We start from the raw sequence: 17,940 nt of genomic DNA on the forward strand, positions 1-17,940 counted from the left end.
AGAATGACCGCCGGAGGTCGACGATCTGGGACGGCACCCTACCCGGCGGTAGAGCCGCCGGTCAGCCTCCTCCGGCGCCACAGTACGAGCGGCACCGCGCCGGCGAGGCCGATCGCACCGGGCGCCGCGGCGGAGGCCACCGAGGCCGCGGTGCTCAGCCCGGGCTGGTCGAAGGTGTCCGGCACCGGAAGCAGGGACCAGCGGTTGAGCGGCCAGGCGACGACGAAGGCGCGCCCGACGACCTCGTCCGTGGAGACCGTGCCGCGTCCGGGCAGCTCCTGGTGGTAGCGGGAGTCGAGCGAGTTCTGCCGGTGATCACCCATCACCCAGATCCGGCCCTGAGGAACATGGATCGGCCCGAACGGCTCGTCGTCACAGGGAGTGTTCCCGGGATAGATGTGCCCGGACTCGTTCAGCGGATGTCCATTGACCTGGACCTTGCCGCCCTTCTTGCACTCCACCGTGTCGCCGCCGACCGCGATGACCCGCTTGATCAGGTCCTTCTCCTCGGCGGACGGCATCAGACCGATAAAGCTGAGGAACTTCTGCGCCACATTCGGATCAGGTGTCTCGGCGTCCTCAAGCCAGCCGCCCGGGTCGTGGAAGACCACGACCTCGCCGCGCTCCGGCTCGGAGCCGAACCAGGGTGTGAGCTTGTCCACCAGCACCCGGTCGCCCCGCTGCAGGGTGTCCTGCATCGAATCGGACGGGATCGAGAACGCCTGCACCAGGAAAGTCTTGATCAGCAGAGCGAGCAGCAGCGCGATCCCGATCAGGAGCGGCAGCTCCTTCCAGAAGGACCGCTGCTTCGCCGCACCGGAGTCTCCGCTGTCCGGAATCTCGCTCTCCGGCCCGGGTGCGGTCGCGGGTCCGGAAACGCTCCCGGGTCCCGCGTCACTCGCCAGCGCGGTCACGGTGACCCCTTCGGTCCCGCCGACCGACTCCGTACCCGTACCCGGTCCAGTCACTGCCACGGCTCCCGTTCCGTCCTTCGGTTCGGTACCGGCCTTCGGTTCCGTATCCGTCTCAGATCGCGCACCGGCCGCGGGCTCCGTACCGGCCACGGCATCGGCTCCGGCCTTGACCTCCGCACCGGCCACCGGCTCCGTACCGGCCACGGCCGCCGCGTCCGCCTGCGGCTCGGCTCCGGCCTCCGCCTCCGCCACCGGCTCCGCGCCCGTCCCGGCTTCCGTCACGGGCTCCGCGCCCGCTCCCGGGCCGGTCTCGTCCTTGACCTCCGCGGCGGTGTCCGGCTCCGCACCGGCCTCCGGCACCGTCCCGGTGCCCGGCGTCGCACTCGCCTCGGGCCCGGCTCCGGCTTCCGTACCGGTCTCCGGCTGTGTCTCCGGGCCGGTCCCGGCCTCGGTCCCGGCCTCGGTCCCGGACCCCGGTCCTGTGCCCTTCCCGGGTTCCTCACCGGCAGCGGCCTCAGGTCCTGTCCCGGCCTCCGCGGCCTCGCCGCTCCGGGGTTCCGTCGTATCGTCCGTCAAGACGGCGGGCGACTCGGCGAGCTGCTGCTGTCCCTCCTCGGCACCTTCGTGTCCGGACCGTGCGCCGACCGCCACTTCCCCCACATTCACTCCTTAGTCCGTGCGATTACTCCATGCGAACGTCTGCCCCGGAGTCGGGACAGGCCCACCACTCCCATAACGAGCGGGAGTTCCGCAGGGCTCGGGAGCAGGATCAATCCGTTCAGATCCTGAGAGGAAAGACTATTCGACGGCCCCACTGCCGTCGCGGGCGCGGCGCGCGCGTCAGGAACCGAAGCATATGTCTCGGGTTCCTCCAGCCGGCGCCAGTGAGCGAACGGCCACGCGATCACGACCGCACGCCCGACGACCTCGTCCTCGGAGACCGTGCCACGGTACGTGTCATCCAGATGGAAGCGGGAATCGGCCGAAAGCTCCCGATGATCCCCCATCACGAAGATCCGCCCGGCCGGGACATTCACCTCGAAGGAGAGCTGCGAGGGCGCGTTGCCCGGGTGGAGATACGGCTCGGTGAGCGGTACGCCGTTGACGGTGACCCTGCCGTCCTTGTCACAGCACTTGACGGTGTCGCCGCCGACCGCGACGACCCTCTTGATCAGGTCCTGCTCGTCGGCGGACGGCAGCAGCCCGATAAAGGTCAGACCCTGTTTGACCTGCTTCACGACGACCGGTGAGTCGTCCGGCGGAGTCTGCTCGCCGTGGAGCCAGCCGCCCGGGTCCTTGAAGACGACGACATCGCCGCGCGTCGGCTTCGAGCCGAACCACGGTGTGAGTTTGTCCACCAGGACCCGGTCACTGATCTTGATCGTCTGTTCCATCGAACCCGACGGAATCACAAAGGCCTGTACGAGGAAGGTCTTCAGGACGAGCGCGATCAGCAGCGCCACGGTGATCAGCAGCGGTATCTCCGTCACCGCCGACCGGCGACGGCGGCGCTTGACCTTGCGGGCGAGCTTGCGCCGCTCGGCCCGGCCCGGCAGCGGCCGGCCGCCGGTGGCCCGGGTGCCGGTCGGCAGTCCGGTGTCCGGCCCGTGGCCGGCGGGGCGTCCGCGCTTACCCATGGGCGCCGCCCGGATCCCGTACGTCCCGGAAGGCGTCGGTCGGCGGCAGCGAGGACCAGCGGCCCAGCGGCCAGCCGATCCAGTCCACTCGGCCGACAACCTTGTCCACGGGCACCATGCCACCGCCGGGCTCGCCGAGATGATCCCGCGAGTCACGCGAATTGCCGCGGTGGTCGCCCAGGACCCAGAGGGTTCCCTGAGGTACGACGATGTCGAAGGGAACACGGGAGGGCGCGTCCCCGAAGTAGAGATACCGCTCCTCCACCGCGTGGCCGTTCACCTCAAGGCTGCCCGCCGTGTCGCAGCAGACCACGCGATCACCGCCCACGCCGACCACCCGCTTCACGAAGTCGGTCTCGGCGGGTCCGGCGAGTCCCAGCGCGGTGGCCGCACCGTGCAGCAGCCCGGTGACGGGGTTCTCCTCGGCCGGGCTCTGGACGAAGGACCCGGTGCCGTCGAAGACCACCACGTCGCCGCGGTCCGGCGCGCCGCCGAAGTCGTAGGCCAGCTTGTTGACCAGCACCCGGTCCCCGATCTGGAGCGTGGGCTCCATCGAGCCGCTGGGGATCATGAAGGGCTGCACCACGAAGGTGCTCAGCAGCAGTACGAAGAGCACACAGGCCACACCGGACAGCCCCGCCCGGCGCCAGGACGGCCCGGCGTCCGGCGAAACCAGGGATCCGCGAAAACGCGCGAAGCGCGACCGCTCCTCCGTCCCGGCGGGGGACTGGGAGGAGCGGTCGCGCTCCGCGTGCTGTGCTTCGGTGTCCATCGGGCCCAGAGCTTATCCGGCGGCCCGCTGAACCCGGGTGCGAGTCAGTTCTCGGCCCGGTCGGCGCGGGCTTACCTGTCGCGCTTCTCCTTGATCTTCGCGGCCTTGCCGCGCAGCTCACGGAGGTAGTAAAGCTTGGCGCGACGGACGTCACCGCGGCTCACGAGCTCGATCTTCTCGAAGATCGGGCTGTGCACCGGGAAGGTCCGCTCGACGCCGACGGAGAAGGAGACCTTGCGGACCGTGAAGGTCTCGCGGACGCCCGAGCCCTGGCGGCGGATGACCACGCCCTTGAACTGCTGGATACGGGAGCGGTTGCCCTCGATGACCCGTACGTGGACGTTCACGGTGTCACCGGGACGGAAGGCGGGGAGGTCGCTGCGGAGCGACGAGGCGTCGACAGTGTCGAGCAGGCTGGCCATGATGGTCTGCTTCCTCGCTGATGCCACAGGTCATCAGCGGATATCGAAATGAGAGTCTGAGGATGCCGTTCGCGTCGGGCGGGCGTCGTTCCCCCTGTGGCAGGGGCGCACTCCGGACGTACAGCAGCGGCTCATTCTTCCATGGCCTCGGGCCTGCGCCAAAATCGGCCACCGGGCTCCGGTGCCCAGCCCATGATGGAGAGGGTCTCGCGGTCCTTCTTGTCGAAGGCCGCGGCGTCGCAGCGTTCGATCAGATCGGGCCGGTTGAGAGCGGTACGGCGGAAGGCCTCGTCCCGCCGCCAGCGCGCGATCCTGCCGTGGTGGCCGCTGAGCAGGACGTCCGGAATCCCGCGCCCGCGCCACTCCGGCGGCTTGGTGTAGACGGGCCCCTCCAGCAGATCGGCCATCGCGCCGGGAGCGAAGGAGTCGTCGCGGTGCGACTCGGCGTTGCCGAGGACTCCGGGCAGCAGCCGGGCCACGGCCTCGGTGACGACCAGCACGGCGGCCTCGCCGCCGGCCAGCACATAGTCACCGATGGACACCTCGTAGACCGGTATCCGGGTCGCGTACTCGTCGATGACCCGGCGGTCGATGCCCTCGTAGCGAGCGGGCGTGAAGAGCAGCCAGGGCCGCTCGGAGAGTTCCACGGCCAGCTTCTGGGTGAAGGGCCGGCCGCTCGGAGTGGGGACGACCAGGACCGGGCTGTGCGCACCGGCCTCATAGCCGTCCGCCAGCACCTCGTCCAGGGCGTGTCCCCAGGGCTCGGTCTTCATGACCATGCCGGGACCGCCGCCGTAGGGCGTGTCGTCGACGGTGTTGTGCCGGTCGTACGTCCACTCCCGGAGGTCGTGTACGTGTACGCCGAGCCGGCCGCGCGCACGCGCCTTGCCGACGAGGGAGACGTTCAGCGGCTCCAGGTACTCCGGGAAGATCGTGACGACATCGAGCCGCATCAGTCGTCGTCCCCGTCGGTCGCGCGGTGGCCGCCGGTGTTCTCACCGTCGGCCTCGCCGCCGGACTCGCTGTCGGCCTCGCTGTCGTCGATCAGTCCCGGCGGCGGGTCGATGACGGCCCGCTGCTCCTCCAGGTCGATCTCGGTGACGATCTCCTCGACGAAGGGGATCATCACCTCGCTGCCGTCGGGCCGTTCCACGATGAACAGGTCCTGCGACGGAAGGTGCGAGATCTCGGTGATCCGGCCGATCTCCGTACCGTCGGCCAGGACGACATCCAGGTCCATGAGCTGATGGTCGTAGAACTCCTCCGGGTCCTCGGGAAGCTCCTCCGGGTCGATCTCGGCGATGAGCAGCACATTGCGCAGGGCCTCGGCGCCCGTACGGTCGCGCACGCCGTCGAAGCGGAGCAGCAGCCTGCCGCTGTGCACCCGGCCGGTCTCGATCGTCAGAGGTCCGGCCGACGCCGGGTCCGTGGCGAGTACGGCGCCCGGTCCGAGCCGCAGTTCCGGCTCGTCCGTACGCACCTCCACGGTGACCTCACCCTTGATGCCGTGGGCGCGACCGATCCGCGCGACTACCAACTGCACGTAAGCCCCTTCTGTACGGCGGGACCGCCGCCGCTGTCGCGGACGTGTCGTTCGCCGCGGTGGTTCCTCGATTGATGGTCGCGGTCCGACGGCCGCGCGGTCACGCGCCGCACGTCAGGCCGCGGTCGTCCGCGCACACGACAAACGGGCACGGGCCGGAGAAGGCGGACGCCCTCCCCGGCCCGTGCCGGTGTTCTGCTGTGTCAGCGCACCTGATCCACGTCGACGAGGTCGACGCGGATGCCACGGCCGCCAATGGCGCCCACGACAGTCCGCAGAGCACGTGCGGTGCGGCCGTTACGGCCGATCACCTTGCCGAGGTCGTCGGGATGGACCCGGACCTCCAGCACACGGCCGCGGCGCAGGTTGCGCGAGGCCACCTGCACTTCGTCCGGGTTGTCGACGATGCCCTTCACGAGGTGCTCGAGAGCCTCCTCGAGCATGCTCAGGCCTCGGTCGACTCGGCGGCGGCCGAAGACTCGGTACCGGCTTCGTCGGCCTTCTTGTCGGTCTTCTTCGCCTTCTGGGTGATCGCCTCACCCTTGGGCTCGTCGCCGGAGTCCTTCAGCGCGGCCTCGAAGAGGGCGCGCTTGTCGGCCTTCGGCTCCGGCTGGAGCAGCGGCGCCGGGGCCGGAAGGCCCTTGTGCGCCTGCCAGTCACCGGTGAGCTTGAGGATCGCGAGAACCGGCTCGGTCGGCTGGGCGCCGACGGACAGCCAGTAACGCGCGCGGTCCGAGTCGACCTCGATACGCGAAGGGTTCTGCACCGGGTGGTACAGACCGATCTCCTCGATGGCCCGGCCGTCACGGCGGGTACGGGAGTCGGCGACGATGATGCGGTAGTGAGGCGAACGGATCTTGCCCAGACGCTTCAGCTTGATCTTGACTGCCACTGGAGTGGTGTCTCCTGGTCTTGACGTGGTTGGGCGCAAAGGGATGCCGCGTGGGGTTGCGGTACCCGATCCGCCCGATGGACGCGTCAGCCGGAGGAGAGAGGGGTCCTGTGCGACTGTCGAGTACGGCTGGCCATTCTGCCACACACCCGCGGCGGGGCATGACCCGGACGATGGACCGCTCCGGCCCCGGGGACTCAGCTCGCGGCCCCGACCACTTCCGGGATACGGAACGGCTTGCCACAGCCACCGCAGACGATCGGCGCCTGGGCGAGGACTGAGGGAACGACGCGGACGTTACGGCCGCAGTCGCAGACCGCTTTGACGCGCACTCCGCCGCCGGACGAGCCGTGCCGCGCGGCGGGACCGCGGAAGCTGCGCTTGGTGTCGGCGGCCGTCGCGACCGTGTGCGCCTTGAGGGCGCGCTGGAGCCGCTCGATGGTGGGACGGTACCGCCGCTTCGCCTCGGGGCTCAGCGAGACCAGGGAGAAACCGCTGCTGGGATGCGGCTCCTCGGGATGATCAAGGCCCATCTCCTCGGCGATGGCCAGGAATCGGCGGTTGTGATAGCGGCCCGCGCGCGAGGTGTCGCGGACGCCTCTCGCGGCGGCGATGCCATGGACCGCTTCGTGAAGCAGTCGTTCGAAGGAGAGTTCGGCGCCGCAGGCGGACGACGACTCTCCGATCAGGGACTCTGGCGCGGCAAGATCCGGCAGCTCGGGGTGGGACCGCTGAATATCGGCCCACGCCTGTGCCAGCTCTGCGGCGAGAACAGGTGGTGTCGTGCTCACGTCGTGAACAACGAGCCGGAACGCTCCCGGGTTCCATTACGGGGCATCCCAAATAATTTGCACGTACCCGTCAGTTGCCATTGATGCGTCCGGACGAGGGCGGGTGCGCTGATCTGCGGAGAAGTCTCACAGCTCCGCCCAAGCCGGTACGTAGCGCCTCGTACGCTTCGACGCGTAGGCGATCTACGTACACCGGCTTTTTCCTGCGGCAAGAGGGGCTTCAGTAGGCGCGAGCCACGAGGGCGACAGTACCCGGCGCATCATCCGATTCCGGCACCGACCCGTCCTCGGCGATCAGGCACCGTACGGTCACTCCTCGCCCGGCGAGCGCCGCTTCGCCGCGCGGGCCCAGCGTCGCCCACGGGATGCGCGCCCAGCCGCCGCCGCCGGCGGCCTCGGCGGCCTCTTCGACCGTGGAGACCTCGGCGGTCCGGGACTCGCGGAGCTCCCGGGACTGCCTGAGCAGCAGCGCCTGGTCCTCCTCCAGGATCCCGGGCAGCAGCGCGGCCAGCGCGTCGGTGGCCACCGGCTCCTTGCCGCCGGGGATCCGGCGGGCGAGCATCGCGGTGCCGCTCTCCAGATCGCGGGGGCCGATCTCGATCCGTACGGGCACGCCCTTCAGCTCCCAGTCGACGGCTCGGCGGCCGAAGGGCGTGTCGGTCCGGTCGTCGAGCCGGACGCGGATCCCGGCGGCCCTGAGCCGCTCACCGGTCTCGCGGACCTTCGCCAGCACCGCCTCGTCGTCCTTGATCGCGAGGACCACGGCCTGGACGGGTGCGAGCCGTGGCGGGACGCGCAGTCCGTTGTCGTCGCCGTGCGACATGATCAGCCCGCCGACCATCCGGGTCGAGGAGCCCCAGGAGGTCTGCCAGACCAGCTCCTGGGTGCCCTCCTTCGACAGGTACTCGGTGTGGAAGGCCCGGGCGAAGTTCTGGCCCAGCTCATGGCTCGTGCCCATCTGGAGGGCCTTGCCGTCACCCATCATGCCTTCGAGGGTCAGCGTGTTGATCGCGCCGGCGAAGCGCTCGCCGGCGGTCTTGCGGCCCAGGACGACATCGATGCCGAGGACATTGACCATGAAGTCGGCGTAGACGTTCCGGTGGATGTGAGCGGCGTAGTCCCTGGCGTCCTCGTAGGTGGCGTGCGCGGTGTGGCCCTCCTGCCAGAGGAACTCGGTGGTGCGCAGGAAGACCCTGGGACGCATCTCCCAGCGGACGACATTGGCCCACTGGTTGATGAGCAGTGGCAGATCGCGATAGCTCCGCACCCATTTGGAGAAGTACTCGTTGACGATGGTCTCGGAGGTGGGGCGGACGACGACCGGCTCGTCCAGCTCCTTGCCGCCGCCGTGCGTCACGATCGCCAGCTCGGGCGCGAAACCCTCGACGTGCTCGGCCTCGCGGGTCAGATACGACTGCGGGATGAAGAGCGGGAAGTACGCGTTGGCGGCGCCGGCCTCCTTGATCCGGGCGTCCAGCTCCTGCTGCATCCGCTCCCACAGGCCGTACCCGTACGGCCTAATCACCATCGTGCCGCGCACCGGGCCGTTGTCGGCCAGTTCGGCCTTGTTGATCAAGTCCTGGTACCAGCGGGGGAAATCGGCCGCCCGAGGGGTGAGAACAGGTGCCTTCGCCATGGCGGAAAGCGTACGGCGACCGGACCGGTGAGAAGGAATCAGCCGCGCGCGCCGGGGCGTGCGCCCGGGGCATGCACGGCTTTGCCCTTCACGCACTGGACGCGGGCGCGGATGCGGAGTTTTCTGGCTTACGGGGGATGTGCGTGCGCAGGTACACGGGGGCTGTCAATCAGGGCACTGCCGACCTCTTGGCGGATTGGGGCGCTATCCATGACACGTACGCTCGTCCAGCACCACCGGCTTCCTTCGGGCGCGGCGGGAGCGCCGCCGGTCCGTACGGACCTGAGCGAGCGCGCCCGTGACTGGGCCGAGATCCAGGAACGGATGCTGGTGCCGCTCTACGAGGCGGTGTACGAGCGCCTGGAGGTCCACGGCGGGACCAGGCTGCTCGGGCTCGGCTGCGGCTCGGGGCTCGCGCTGCTGCTCGCGGCCGCGCGAGGTGCGCGGGTGACCGGCGTCGACTCCGACCAGGAGCGGCTCGCGCTGGCGCGTGAGCGGCTGCGCGCGCCGGGCGAGCGTGCCATGGACGGCGGCGACGCGCCGGTGGCCACCGGCACGCTGCTGCCCGTGGACCGGATGGCCGAGGCCACCGCCGGGTCCGGCCGTCCTCGGTACGACCTGATCACCGCGTTCCAGCCGATCGGCCATGCGGCGGACGGCGTGCGCGGGCTCGGGCCGGCCCTCGGGTCGGCGATACCGCTGGCGCGGCGCGGCGCCCCGGTGGTGCTGGCCGGCTGGGGTCCGCCGGAGCGCTGCGCCACGGACGCGGTGCTGCGGATCGCGGGCCGGCTGACCGACCGGCTGCGCAAGGGCGGCTGGCGCCCGGCACACCGGGACGATCTGGAGGATGTCGCCGCGCGGGCCGGTCTGGAGCCGGACGGCTCGGGACGGGTCTCCTGTCCCTTCGGCTACGCGGACACGGAGAGCGCGGTGCGCGGGCTGCTGTCGACCGGCGTGTTCGACGGCGCGATCAGGGCGACGGACCGGCGGCAGGTGGAGAAGGAGATCGCTGAGGCGCTCCATCCTCATGTCCGGCGGGACGGCACGGTCTGGATGCCCAATGTGTTCCGGTATCTGATCGCGCGCACGCCCTGAGCCCGCCGCACACACCGAAGCCCGCACGCCCTGAGAACCCCGCACGCCCGGACTCCAGGGCCCGACGCCGGGACCCTTGCCAGTATCCAGAATCCTGTTTACTGTCTCTTCCGTGACAGGCTTTGACGAGCGTTTCCTGACCCGCAACGGCCTCGCGGCCCGGCAGCTCGCGGTTCTCCTGCTGAACCACGAGCCGGACACCCGGCTGCCGCGCGTCCGCGACTTCGCCGTGGAGCTGGGCGTGGGAAACGGCACCGTCCAGGCGGCGCTCCAGCTACTGGAGAAGGCCGAGGCCATCGAGACCACGGCCCGGGGCCATCTCGGCACCTTCCTCGTCCGCTCCGACCGCTCCATACTGTGGCGGCTGTCCGGCCTCGGCACACTGCTGGCCGCGATGCCACTGCCGTACTCCCGCCGTTACGAGGGCCTGGCCACCGGGCTGCGCTCCGCCTTCGAGGAGGCCGGCGCCCCTTTCGCGATCACCTTTATGCGCGGCGCCGGCGCCCGTACCGGCGCCCTGCTCGAAGGCAAGGTCGACCTGGTAGTGCTCTCGCGCTTCGCCGCCGACCGGCTGACCGAGGAGCATCCGGTCGAGCTGGTCGCGGATCTCGGCCCGGCCACCTATGTCGGAGCGCACGGACTGCTGCTGCGGCACGGCGCGGACCCGGACACCCCGGGGCTGCGGGTCGCGGTCGACCACACCTCCGAGGACCAGCGCATGCTCGCCGAGCGGGTGTTCGCCGGACGCGGCGACATCACCTGGGTCGAGGCGTCGTACATGCAGCTACGCGAGCTGTTCGCGCGGGACCTGGCCGATGCCACCGTCTGGAATCTCGACGAGGTGCCGGGTCTGCTCGGTACGGGCGTGGACGTACAGCCGCTCGGCGACGAGGTCACCCGCGATCTGTCGCTGCGCAACTCCAGCGCCGCGATCATCGGCAGGACCGAGGGAGCGAAGGCGCTCGGCGCCGTACGCGACTCCCTCGACCTGTCGGTCATCACCACCGTCCAGACCGAGGTGCTGCGCGGCGAGCGCACGCCCTGGTATTGACCGCCACCGGCCCCGCCGGATAAACCGGACACCCGAAGGACACTCCCGGAACGGACCTCCGGCCTTGGCCGTCATGAAAATACAAAATCCTGGTTACTGTCGAATGCGGATCGAAAGAACCCGCGGAAAGGAGCACCATGGACGACCAGCTCGCCCTCCGTATCCAGCTCTTCCGTGAGAGCGGCCAGGTCAGGCCCGAGGTCGCCGCGTTTGTCGCGGACGAGCTCGACGCTCTGGCCGCGGAGGGCCGCACCGTCACCGAGGACACGGCGGGCATGCTCACCAGCCATCTCATGATGGCGCTCGACCGGCTCCTGGACGGCGAGCCGATCGAGCAGTTCCAGACCGACGAACAGGTCGCGGCGGAGCTCGCCGGACATCCCGGCGCCGTCGCGCGGGCACGCGCCGTCTCCCTGCGCGCGGAGAAGGAGCTGGGCGCGCCGCTGCCCGACTCCGAGATCAACTTCCTGGGTCTGCACCTCGCCGTCCTCGCCCGGAACTCATCCGCCTGATCCCGCCTCACCCACCCGCCCGGCCCCACTCCCCCGACAGCACGGACCACGAGCACGAAGGAATCAGCCATGACGAAGATCCTCACCGGTGGCCTCGGCAAGACCGAGGTCGCGGACACCGTCGGCCGGCTCGGACTCGACCGGCTGGAGATCACGGTCTCCAACGACATGGACGCCGCGATGAAGCTCCGCGCCGGCCAGGCCGACTACTACCTCGGCACCTGCCACACCGGCGCCGGCGCCTCCCTCGGCGTCCTCGTCGGCCTGCTGGGCAAGCCTCTCTGCCACACCTTCGGCCGCTCCGTTCCCACCGAGGACGAGGTCGGGGCGCTGCTGGCGGAGGGCAAGCGGGTCTTCGGCTTCGCCATCGACCAGATCGACGTGATCGCGCCGGTCATGGCCCGCGCGATCGCCGCGCGCGGCTGACCGCCGAAGCCGGCCAGGACAGGAGAGACCACGCCCGTGAGCACCACCGTCCTCGCAGCGAGCACCAGTCTGGACTTCTCGCTGACGCAGAAGCTGACCGTCATAGCCCTGTGCGCGCTGACCGCGTTCATCTCGCACATGGCACTGGCCGTATTCAATGACGGCGTACGCCCCTTCATGCTCGACTTCATCCAGGGACGCTCCACGCGTACCGCCACCACCGCGGTGTCCTTCGGGCTCTCCGCGGGCTTCATCTTCGGCCTCGGCGCACCGATGGCCCTGTCCAGCGGCGTCCTCAACCCGTGGCTGCTCTTCCTGCCCACCGACATCCTGGGCATCCTCGCGCCCAGGAAGTGGCTCGCGCCGCTGCTCGGCGGCGCGTGGGGCGCGGTGGTCGTCTTCGGCCTCAACGGCGCCAACGAGGTGGCGCACGATCTGCCCGTCGACTTCCTGACGGCGATGCAGCAGATGTCGACCCCGATCCTCTTCCTGTTCACGCTCTTCCCGGTGCTCGCCATCACCCGGCAGTTCGGCCGGCTGCGCGGCGGACTCGCGGCCGTGCTCGAACTGGCCCTCGTGATCATGACCATGAAGCTCTGGCCCAATGTCTTCGCCGGCTCCCTGGCGATGGCGGCCGGCGTGCTGCTGCTCATCGGCTTCGCCGTCAGGAAGGACCTGGCGCGGCGAGAGGCCGACCGGGCCGCGGCCCTGGCCGCCGGAGAGCGGACCACCGGCACCGGCGTCGAGGAGCCGGACGACCCGATGGCGTCCCTCTTCAGCTCCAGCGCCCTGCGGCTGCGCCGCTTTCTGCCGCTGTTCATGGTGCTGGGCGCCGGAGTCTGTGTGCTGGCGCAGATGCACATATTCGGCGGCGGCGAGGCCACCAGCTTCCTGATCGCGAAGGGGCAGTACGGCGAGGCCGCCCAGGTCGACTTCTACCGGGTCTTCGGCTTCGTCCCGCTGATCGCGACGACCGCGCTGGCCTCCGGTGCGTACGGCATCGCCGGCTTCACGCTCGTCTACCCCATCGGCTATCTGATGCCGAACCCGTTCCTCGCCGCCGTCGTCGGCGCGGTGGTCTTCGCGCTGGAGGTACTGGCCCTGTCGTCCATCGGCAAGGTCCTCGGCAAGCTGCCGAGCGTGCGCGACTCCTCCGAGCATCTTCGCGGCGCGATCACCGAAACACTGTCGCTCGCGATCCTCTTCGGCTCACTGCTCGCGGCCAATGTCATGGGCGGCGGGCTGGCGATCCTCATCGTCGGCGGCCTCTATCTCCTCAACGAGGCGATGGGCCGGCCGGTGGTGCGGATGGCGGCGGCGCCCGCGGCCGTCATCGCCGGCGGCGTACTTCTCAACATCCTCTACTGGCTGGACCTGTTCACCCCGCTGAAGGGCTGATCACAGGTACGCCAGGAAGGCACCCGCACCATGCAGCACCACCCCGGGGAAGGCTCCCCGGTCCCCCACACCCGCCACCACATCGAAACCGTCGCCGGGCCGCTGCCCGTCTCCGCCGTGCGCGGCCCGGCCCTCTCCCACGAACATCTCGTGCTCGACCTCGACCGGACGGGCGACGGCGCCGCCGTCCTCGGCGCCGGACGCCACCGGTCGGCCGTCACCGCCGAACTCGCCTCCCTGCGCGCCGAGTTCGGGCTCTCCCTGGTCGTCGAGCTGACCTGCAGAGGCATGGGCCGCGATCCGCGCGCGCTGGCCCGTGTCGCCGCGGAGTCCGGCGTCGCGGTGGTCGCGGCGACCGGCTGGTACTACGAAGCGTTCCATCCGGACGAGATCGCGGACACGAGCGTCGAGCGGCTCACCGCGGCCCTCGTCCAGGAGATCGAGGAGGGACTCGACGGCACCCGCGTCAGGCCCGGCGTGCTCGGCGAGATCGGCAGCCACGGCGACCGGCCGAGCGAGCCCGAGCGCCGTTCGCTTCTCGCCTCGGCCCACGCGGCCCTCGCCACCGGCCTGTCCGTCGCCACCCACGCCCAGCTCGGACACGGAGGACTCGCCCAACTGGAGCTGCTCACCGGCGCGGGACTGGAACCGCACCGGATCTCCATCGGCCACCAGGACCTGCTCGACGACCCGGCCGTCCACCGCGAACTGGCCGCGAGCGGCGCGTATGTCGCTTTCGACACCGTCGGCAAGGAGAGCTACCAGAGCGACGACACCAGGCTGCGGCTGCTGCTGGCGGCGCTGGAGGCCGGACACGCCGACCGCACCCTGCTGAGCTGTGACATCTCCCGCCACGGCTATCTGGAGTCGGAGGGCGGCCAGGGCTACGCGCATCTCTTCCGCTCCTTCCTGCCCAAGGTGCGCGCGGCGGGAGTGGACGAGGACCTGATCGACCTGATGACGCGCCGCAATCCGCTGCGCTTCCTGACCGGCGCCGCCGTCGATGCCGAGGAGATCTGAGATGTCCGTACAGCTTCCGCCGACCTTCCCGCTGGCGACGGTCCCTCTGGAGGACGCGGTCCAGCGGCAGTTCAGACTGCTCGAAAAGACCGCCGCGCACTTCGAGGGACCCCAGCTCTTCGAGGCGGACGCCGGCGTGGTGCCGGGGCTCGGCCGGCCCCGTACGACCGCGCGCGTCGAGGCCGTCCTCGCGGACTACTTCGGCGCGGAGGACGCGGCGCTCGTCCAGGGCGCCGGTACGGGCGCGATCCGGGCCGCGTTGCAGGGCGCCGTCTCTCCCGGCGACCCGCTGCTGATCCACCGGGCCCCGGTCTACCGGACGACCGCCGTGACCCTGCGCGGACTGGGCGTCCGCACCACCGAGGTGGACTTCAACGACCGTACGGCGCTCCAGGAGGCCCTGGAATCAGGCGGATTCGCCTGGGCGTACGTCCAGCACAGCCGGCAGCGGCTCGCCGACTCCTACGATCCGGGCGAGGTGCTCGCGGCCTGCCGCGCCGCCGGTGTCCGGACGGTCGTCGACGACAACTACGCGGTGATGCGCGTGCCCGCCTCCGGAGTGGAACTCGGCGCGGACGCCTCCTGCTTCTCGCTGTTCAAACTGCACGGTCCCGAAGGCGTCGGCGCGGTCGTCGGCGCCCGCGATCTCATGGAGCACATCCGTGCGGACAACTACTCGGGCGGCGGCCAGGTCCAGGGCCATCAGGCGCTCGACGCGCTGCGCGCACTCACCCATGTCCCCGTCATGTGGGCGCTCCAGTCCCGGACCGGCGCCGAGATCGCGGAACGCCTCACCGCCGGTGAGGTGCCCGGCGTCGCCGAGGTGCGCGTCGCCAACGTCCAGGACCGCTGTCTGCTGGTACGGCTCGACCGGCCCGTGGCCCGTGAACTGCCCGCCGCCGCCGCGCGGCACGGCGCCGCGCCCTATCCCGTGGGCTCCAACTCCCGCTACGAGATCGCCCCGCTCGTCTACCGGATGTCCAGCTCATCGCTCGACGACGCGCCCGGACTCGCCGACTGGACCGTACGGATCAACCCCATGCGGGCCGGAGCCGATCTCGTGATCGAGATCCTCCGCCGTTCGCTGCACGACCTGAAGGGCTGATCGTGTTCCTCGACACCGTCCTCACCCGCAACGCCGCGCTCGTCGACACCGCGACCGCGCTCCACCGGTCCGGTGCCATCCCGCCCGACACCTATGTGATGGACGCCGACGCCGTCGAAGCCAACGCCGCGCTGCTGGCGGCCGAGGCGGAACGGCTCGGACTCTCGCTGTGGTTCGTGGTCAAGCAGTTCGGCCGCAATCCCGCGCTGATCCGGGCCGTCGCCCGGCACATCCCGCGGTTCGCCGCGATCGACCCGTCCGAGGCGCGCACCCTGCGCGCCACCGGCGCGGCCCCCGGCAACCTCGGCCATCTCGTACAGATCCCGCACCGGGCCCTGCCCGAGATGCTCGCCTGGCGGCCCGAGGCCGTGACCGTCTTCGATCTCGCCAACGCGCGCGCCGTCTCGGACACCGCGCGTGATCTCGGCTTCGTCCAGGACGTGTTCGTACGGCTCGAAGGAGCGGCCGGAACCGTCTACCCGGGCCAGGAGGGCGGCGTCCCGCTCGACGCGCTGGACGACTTCGCCGCCGCCGCGGAACGACTGCCCGGCATCCGGATCGCGGGCGTCACCGCGTTCCCGTGTGTGCTCTGCGATCCGGCGACCAATCTGCCCGCCCCGACCGCCAATTTCGAACTCGCCCTCAAGGGCCGGGACCTGCTGACCGGGCGCGGCCACGACGGGCTGGCGCTCTCCGCTCCCAGCGTCACCTCCATGGCGACTCTGCCGCTGCTGGCCCGGCTGGGCGCGACCCACGGCGAGCCCGGTCACGCGCTCACCGGCACCACGCCGCTGCACGCGGCCGATCCGCGCCAGCCGGAACAGCCCGCCTATGTCTACGTCAGCGAGGTCGCCCACACCCTGGCCGACGGCCGGCCCGCGATCTACGGCGGCGGCTTCTACGCGCGGGCCGGCATCCGCGACGCGCTGCTGCCGCGTACCGGCCTCCGGCTGCCCGTACAGGCCGCGCCCGCCGAGAACATCGACTACTACCGGCTGCTGGACGCGCCGTCGTCCGGCGAGGTCCGGGCCGGGGACACCGCCGTGCTCGCCTTCCGCACGCAGATCTTCGTCACCCGCTCGACCGTCGCCGTCGTCGCCGGACTCGCCACCGGGAAGCCCCGGCTGACCGGTCTGTACGACTCCCAGGGCCGGGCGCTGCAAGGAGCCACCGTATGAGCAGGACCGTCATCGTCGTCATCGACGGCTTCGGAATCGGCGCCATGCCGGACGCGGGGACGCTGCGGCCCGGCGATCTCGCCGCCGACACCTGCGGGCATGTCCTGGACCACTGCCGCGAGGCGCTGGGCCGGCCGCTGCGACTGCCCGCTCTCGGCGCGCTGGGGCTCGGCCTGGTCCATCCGCACCCGGACCTGGCCCGGCGCACCTCGCTGCCGCTGGCCGTGGGACGGGCCGCGCTCGGCTACCCGGGCGCGGACACGTTCGCCGGCCACCAGACCATGATGGGCGCGGACTTCAGCCGGGTGACCGTGGCCCGGCTCGCGGAGCACCTCTCCGACGTGACCGCCGCCCTGAAGTCCGCGGGACATCTCGTGGAGCCGCTCGACGGCCGCCCGCTGCTGGTGGTCGACGGCGCCGTACTGGTCCACGACAACCTGGAGGCGGACCCGGGCATCAACTGGAACGCCTCGGGACGCCTGGACGACCTGCCCTTCGACGGGATCCTCGCCATCGCCCGTACGGTGCGGACCGTGGCGCCCGTCGCCCGGGTGATCGCCGTCGGCGGCCACGCGGACGGGCCGCTCGCCGCGTATGTACGCGCCGGAGACGGCGGCACGACCGGGCTCGACACTCCGGCGAGCGGCTTCTACCGCAACGGCGGCCTTCAGGTGCGGCACCTCGGCGCGGACATCGACCACGACCGCCAGCTTCCGAACCTGGCGGCGCGGTCCGGGATCCCGGTCACGCTGATCGGCAAGGCGGCGGACATCCTGGCGAGCGAGGCGGCCGTACGGCGGCCCGCGGTCGCGACGGCGGACGTGCTCGCACACACGCTGGAGGCGGTACGCGCCGGGGTCGACGGGCTCGTCGTCGCGAACGTCCAGGAGACGGACCTCGCCGGACACCAGCAGGACACCGAGCGCTACGGCCGGATCCTGGAGCAGACGGACGCGGGGCTGGCGGCGCTGACCGGACTGCTGGACAGGGACGGCGACCGGCTGATCGTGACGGGCGACCACGGCAACGATCCGACGATCGGACACGCGTACCACACCCGCGAGTATGTGCCGGTGCTGATGTACCGGGCGGGAGCGACGGGAGTGAAGCTGCTGCCGGACGCGCCTTCGCTGGCGGACGTGGGTGCGATGGCGGCGGCGTCGCTGGGGCTGGACCTCGGGTAACGCCTGCGGCGGGGGTTGCGGTCCGGTCTGGGCGCGGGCCGGTGGTGCGGTGCGGGTCGCCTCCGGCGGGGGTTGCGGTCCGGTCTGGGCGGAGGCCGGTGGTGCGGTGCGGGTCGCCTCCGGCGGGGGTTGCGGTCCGGTCTGGGCGGAGGCCGGTGGTGCGGGTCGCCTCCGGCGGGGGTTGCGGTCCGGTCTGGGCGCGGGCCGGTGGTGCGGTGCGGGTTGTGGCCGGGTGTCGTTCCGCGGTGGTGTCCTGGACTGCATGATTTACGGCGCGTGCGAGCCGGTTGCCGAGTGACTCGTAGTCGTGCGCCACAAATCACGCTTTACGTCCCGGACACCACCCCTGCACGACCCCCTTCAC

At 70.8% G+C, this 17,940-nt stretch carries 18 protein-coding genes and 1 pseudogene; 9 read left to right on the forward strand and 10 right to left on the reverse strand.

Features of this window, described 5'->3' with window-relative positions:
• Window positions 1–38: 38 nt before the first annotated feature.
• The 10 genes and pseudogenes from lepB (PV679_RS27920) to proS all read right to left on the reverse strand — a co-directional run bounded on the left by lepB (PV679_RS27920) (window position 39) and on the right by proS (window position 8,607).
• Window positions 39–1,100, reverse strand: coding sequence for a signal peptidase I (gene lepB, locus PV679_RS27920; protein WP_416069819.1), 1,062 nt, complete (start codon window positions 1,098–1,100; stop codon window positions 39–41).
• A 328-nt stretch (window positions 1,101–1,428) separates the two neighbouring features.
• Window positions 1,429–2,551 (reverse strand): annotated as a pseudogene (gene lepB, locus PV679_RS27925) (signal peptidase I).
• Window positions 2,544–3,323 (reverse strand): signal peptidase I, encoded by a 780-nt coding sequence (gene lepB, locus PV679_RS27930; protein ID WP_319683197.1) that lies wholly within the window; start codon window positions 3,321–3,323, stop codon window positions 2,544–2,546. Before lepB (PV679_RS27930) ends, lepB (PV679_RS27925) begins: the two are co-directional and overlap by 8 nt.
• A 71-nt stretch (window positions 3,324–3,394) precedes the next feature.
• Complete coding sequence (rplS, locus tag PV679_RS27935; RefSeq protein ID WP_319683198.1) at window positions 3,395–3,745, reverse strand: 50S ribosomal protein L19; 351 nt, start codon at window positions 3,743–3,745, stop codon at window positions 3,395–3,397.
• A gap of 131 nt (window positions 3,746–3,876) precedes the next feature.
• Entirely contained in the window at window positions 3,877–4,698 is an 822-nt protein-coding gene (gene trmD, locus PV679_RS27940) for a tRNA (guanosine(37)-N1)-methyltransferase TrmD (protein ID WP_319683199.1), read from the reverse strand.
• Entirely contained in the window at window positions 4,698–5,288 is a 591-nt protein-coding gene (rimM, locus tag PV679_RS27945; RefSeq protein ID WP_319683201.1) for a ribosome maturation factor RimM, read from the reverse strand. The genes trmD and rimM overlap by 1 nt, the downstream gene beginning before the upstream one ends.
• A gap of 203 nt (window positions 5,289–5,491) precedes the next feature.
• Complete coding sequence (locus PV679_RS27950) at window positions 5,492–5,731, reverse strand: RNA-binding protein (RefSeq protein ID WP_020868149.1); 240 nt, start codon at window positions 5,729–5,731, stop codon at window positions 5,492–5,494.
• A 2-nt stretch (window positions 5,732–5,733) separates the two neighbouring features.
• Entirely contained in the window at window positions 5,734–6,180 is a 447-nt protein-coding gene (rpsP, locus tag PV679_RS27955; RefSeq protein ID WP_319683204.1) for a 30S ribosomal protein S16, read from the reverse strand.
• A gap of 197 nt (window positions 6,181–6,377) precedes the next feature.
• Window positions 6,378–6,971, reverse strand: a complete 594-nt coding sequence (locus PV679_RS27960; RefSeq protein WP_066950741.1) for a hypothetical protein — start codon at window positions 6,969–6,971, stop codon at window positions 6,378–6,380.
• A gap of 220 nt (window positions 6,972–7,191) precedes the next feature.
• A complete protein-coding gene (gene proS / locus PV679_RS27965) occupies window positions 7,192–8,607 on the reverse strand; it encodes a proline--tRNA ligase (protein ID WP_319683205.1) in 1,416 nt (471 codons plus the stop codon).
• 210 nt (window positions 8,608–8,817) lie between these two features.
• Between proS and PV679_RS27970 the strand changes: the two genes are divergently transcribed.
• The 9 genes from PV679_RS27970 to PV679_RS28010 all read left to right on the forward strand — a co-directional run bounded on the left by PV679_RS27970 (window position 8,818) and on the right by PV679_RS28010 (window position 17,576).
• Window positions 8,818–9,702, forward strand: coding sequence for a methyltransferase domain-containing protein (locus tag PV679_RS27970; protein ID WP_319683206.1), 885 nt, complete (start codon window positions 8,818–8,820; stop codon window positions 9,700–9,702).
• A 112-nt stretch (window positions 9,703–9,814) separates the two neighbouring features.
• A complete protein-coding gene (gene yhfZ, locus PV679_RS27975) occupies window positions 9,815–10,753 on the forward strand; it encodes a GntR family transcriptional regulator YhfZ (protein ID WP_319683208.1) in 939 nt (312 codons plus the stop codon).
• Window positions 10,754–10,890: 137 nt separating this feature from the next.
• Window positions 10,891–11,265 carry a transcriptional antiterminator gene (locus PV679_RS27980; RefSeq protein ID WP_319683209.1) on the forward strand — a complete coding sequence of 125 codons (375 nt, stop codon included), beginning with the start codon at window positions 10,891–10,893 and terminating at the stop codon, window positions 11,263–11,265.
• A gap of 69 nt (window positions 11,266–11,334) precedes the next feature.
• Window positions 11,335–11,691 carry a DUF2620 domain-containing protein gene (locus tag PV679_RS27985; RefSeq protein WP_319683210.1) on the forward strand — a complete coding sequence of 119 codons (357 nt, stop codon included), beginning with the start codon at window positions 11,335–11,337 and terminating at the stop codon, window positions 11,689–11,691.
• A gap of 36 nt (window positions 11,692–11,727) precedes the next feature.
• Entirely contained in the window at window positions 11,728–13,089 is a 1,362-nt protein-coding gene (locus PV679_RS27990; RefSeq protein WP_319683211.1) for a YhfT family protein, read from the forward strand.
• A gap of 30 nt (window positions 13,090–13,119) precedes the next feature.
• Window positions 13,120–14,109, forward strand: coding sequence for a phosphotriesterase (locus PV679_RS27995; protein WP_319683213.1), 990 nt, complete (start codon window positions 13,120–13,122; stop codon window positions 14,107–14,109).
• Between the two features lies 1 nt (window position 14,110).
• Window positions 14,111–15,214, forward strand: a complete 1,104-nt coding sequence (locus tag PV679_RS28000) for an aminotransferase class V-fold PLP-dependent enzyme (RefSeq protein WP_319683214.1) — start codon at window positions 14,111–14,113, stop codon at window positions 15,212–15,214.
• A gap of 2 nt (window positions 15,215–15,216) precedes the next feature.
• On the forward strand, window positions 15,217–16,392 hold the full coding sequence (locus PV679_RS28005; RefSeq protein ID WP_319683215.1) for an alanine racemase: 1,176 nt from the start codon (window positions 15,217–15,219) through the stop codon (window positions 16,390–16,392).
• A complete protein-coding gene (locus PV679_RS28010; protein WP_319683217.1) occupies window positions 16,389–17,576 on the forward strand; it encodes a phosphopentomutase in 1,188 nt (395 codons plus the stop codon). The genes PV679_RS28005 and PV679_RS28010 overlap by 4 nt, the downstream gene beginning before the upstream one ends.
• The last annotated feature ends 364 nt before the right edge of the window (window positions 17,577–17,940 follow it).

It is taken from the genome of Streptomyces sp. AK02-01A (assembly GCF_033795305.1).
Taxonomy (GTDB): Bacteria; Actinomycetota; Actinomycetes; order Streptomycetales; family Streptomycetaceae; genus Streptomyces.

Bases quoted from the DNA above. Each gene is read 5' to 3' on its own strand.
- lepB (WP_319683197.1), bottom strand. From the start codon at position 3,323: ATGGACACCGAAGCACAGCACGCGGAGCGCGACCGCTCCTCCCAGTCC.
- rplS (WP_319683198.1), bottom strand. From the start codon at position 3,745: ATGGCCAGCCTGCTCGACACTGTCGACGCCTCGTCGCTCCGCAGCGAC.
- trmD (WP_319683199.1), bottom strand. From the start codon at position 4,698: ATGCGGCTCGATGTCGTCACGATCTTCCCGGAGTACCTGGAGCCGCTG.
- PV679_RS27950 (WP_020868149.1), bottom strand. From the start codon at position 5,731: ATGCTCGAGGAGGCTCTCGAGCACCTCGTGAAGGGCATCGTCGACAAC.
- proS (WP_319683205.1), bottom strand. From the start codon at position 8,607: ATGGCGAAGGCACCTGTTCTCACCCCTCGGGCGGCCGATTTCCCCCGC.
- PV679_RS27970 (WP_319683206.1), top strand. From the start codon at position 8,818: ATGACACGTACGCTCGTCCAGCACCACCGGCTTCCTTCGGGCGCGGCG.
- PV679_RS27980 (WP_319683209.1), top strand. From the start codon at position 10,891: ATGGACGACCAGCTCGCCCTCCGTATCCAGCTCTTCCGTGAGAGCGGC.
- PV679_RS27985 (WP_319683210.1), top strand. From the start codon at position 11,335: ATGACGAAGATCCTCACCGGTGGCCTCGGCAAGACCGAGGTCGCGGAC.
- PV679_RS27995 (WP_319683213.1), top strand. From the start codon at position 13,120: ATGCAGCACCACCCCGGGGAAGGCTCCCCGGTCCCCCACACCCGCCAC.
- PV679_RS28000 (WP_319683214.1), top strand. From the start codon at position 14,111: ATGTCCGTACAGCTTCCGCCGACCTTCCCGCTGGCGACGGTCCCTCTG.
- PV679_RS28010 (WP_319683217.1), top strand. From the start codon at position 16,389: ATGAGCAGGACCGTCATCGTCGTCATCGACGGCTTCGGAATCGGCGCC.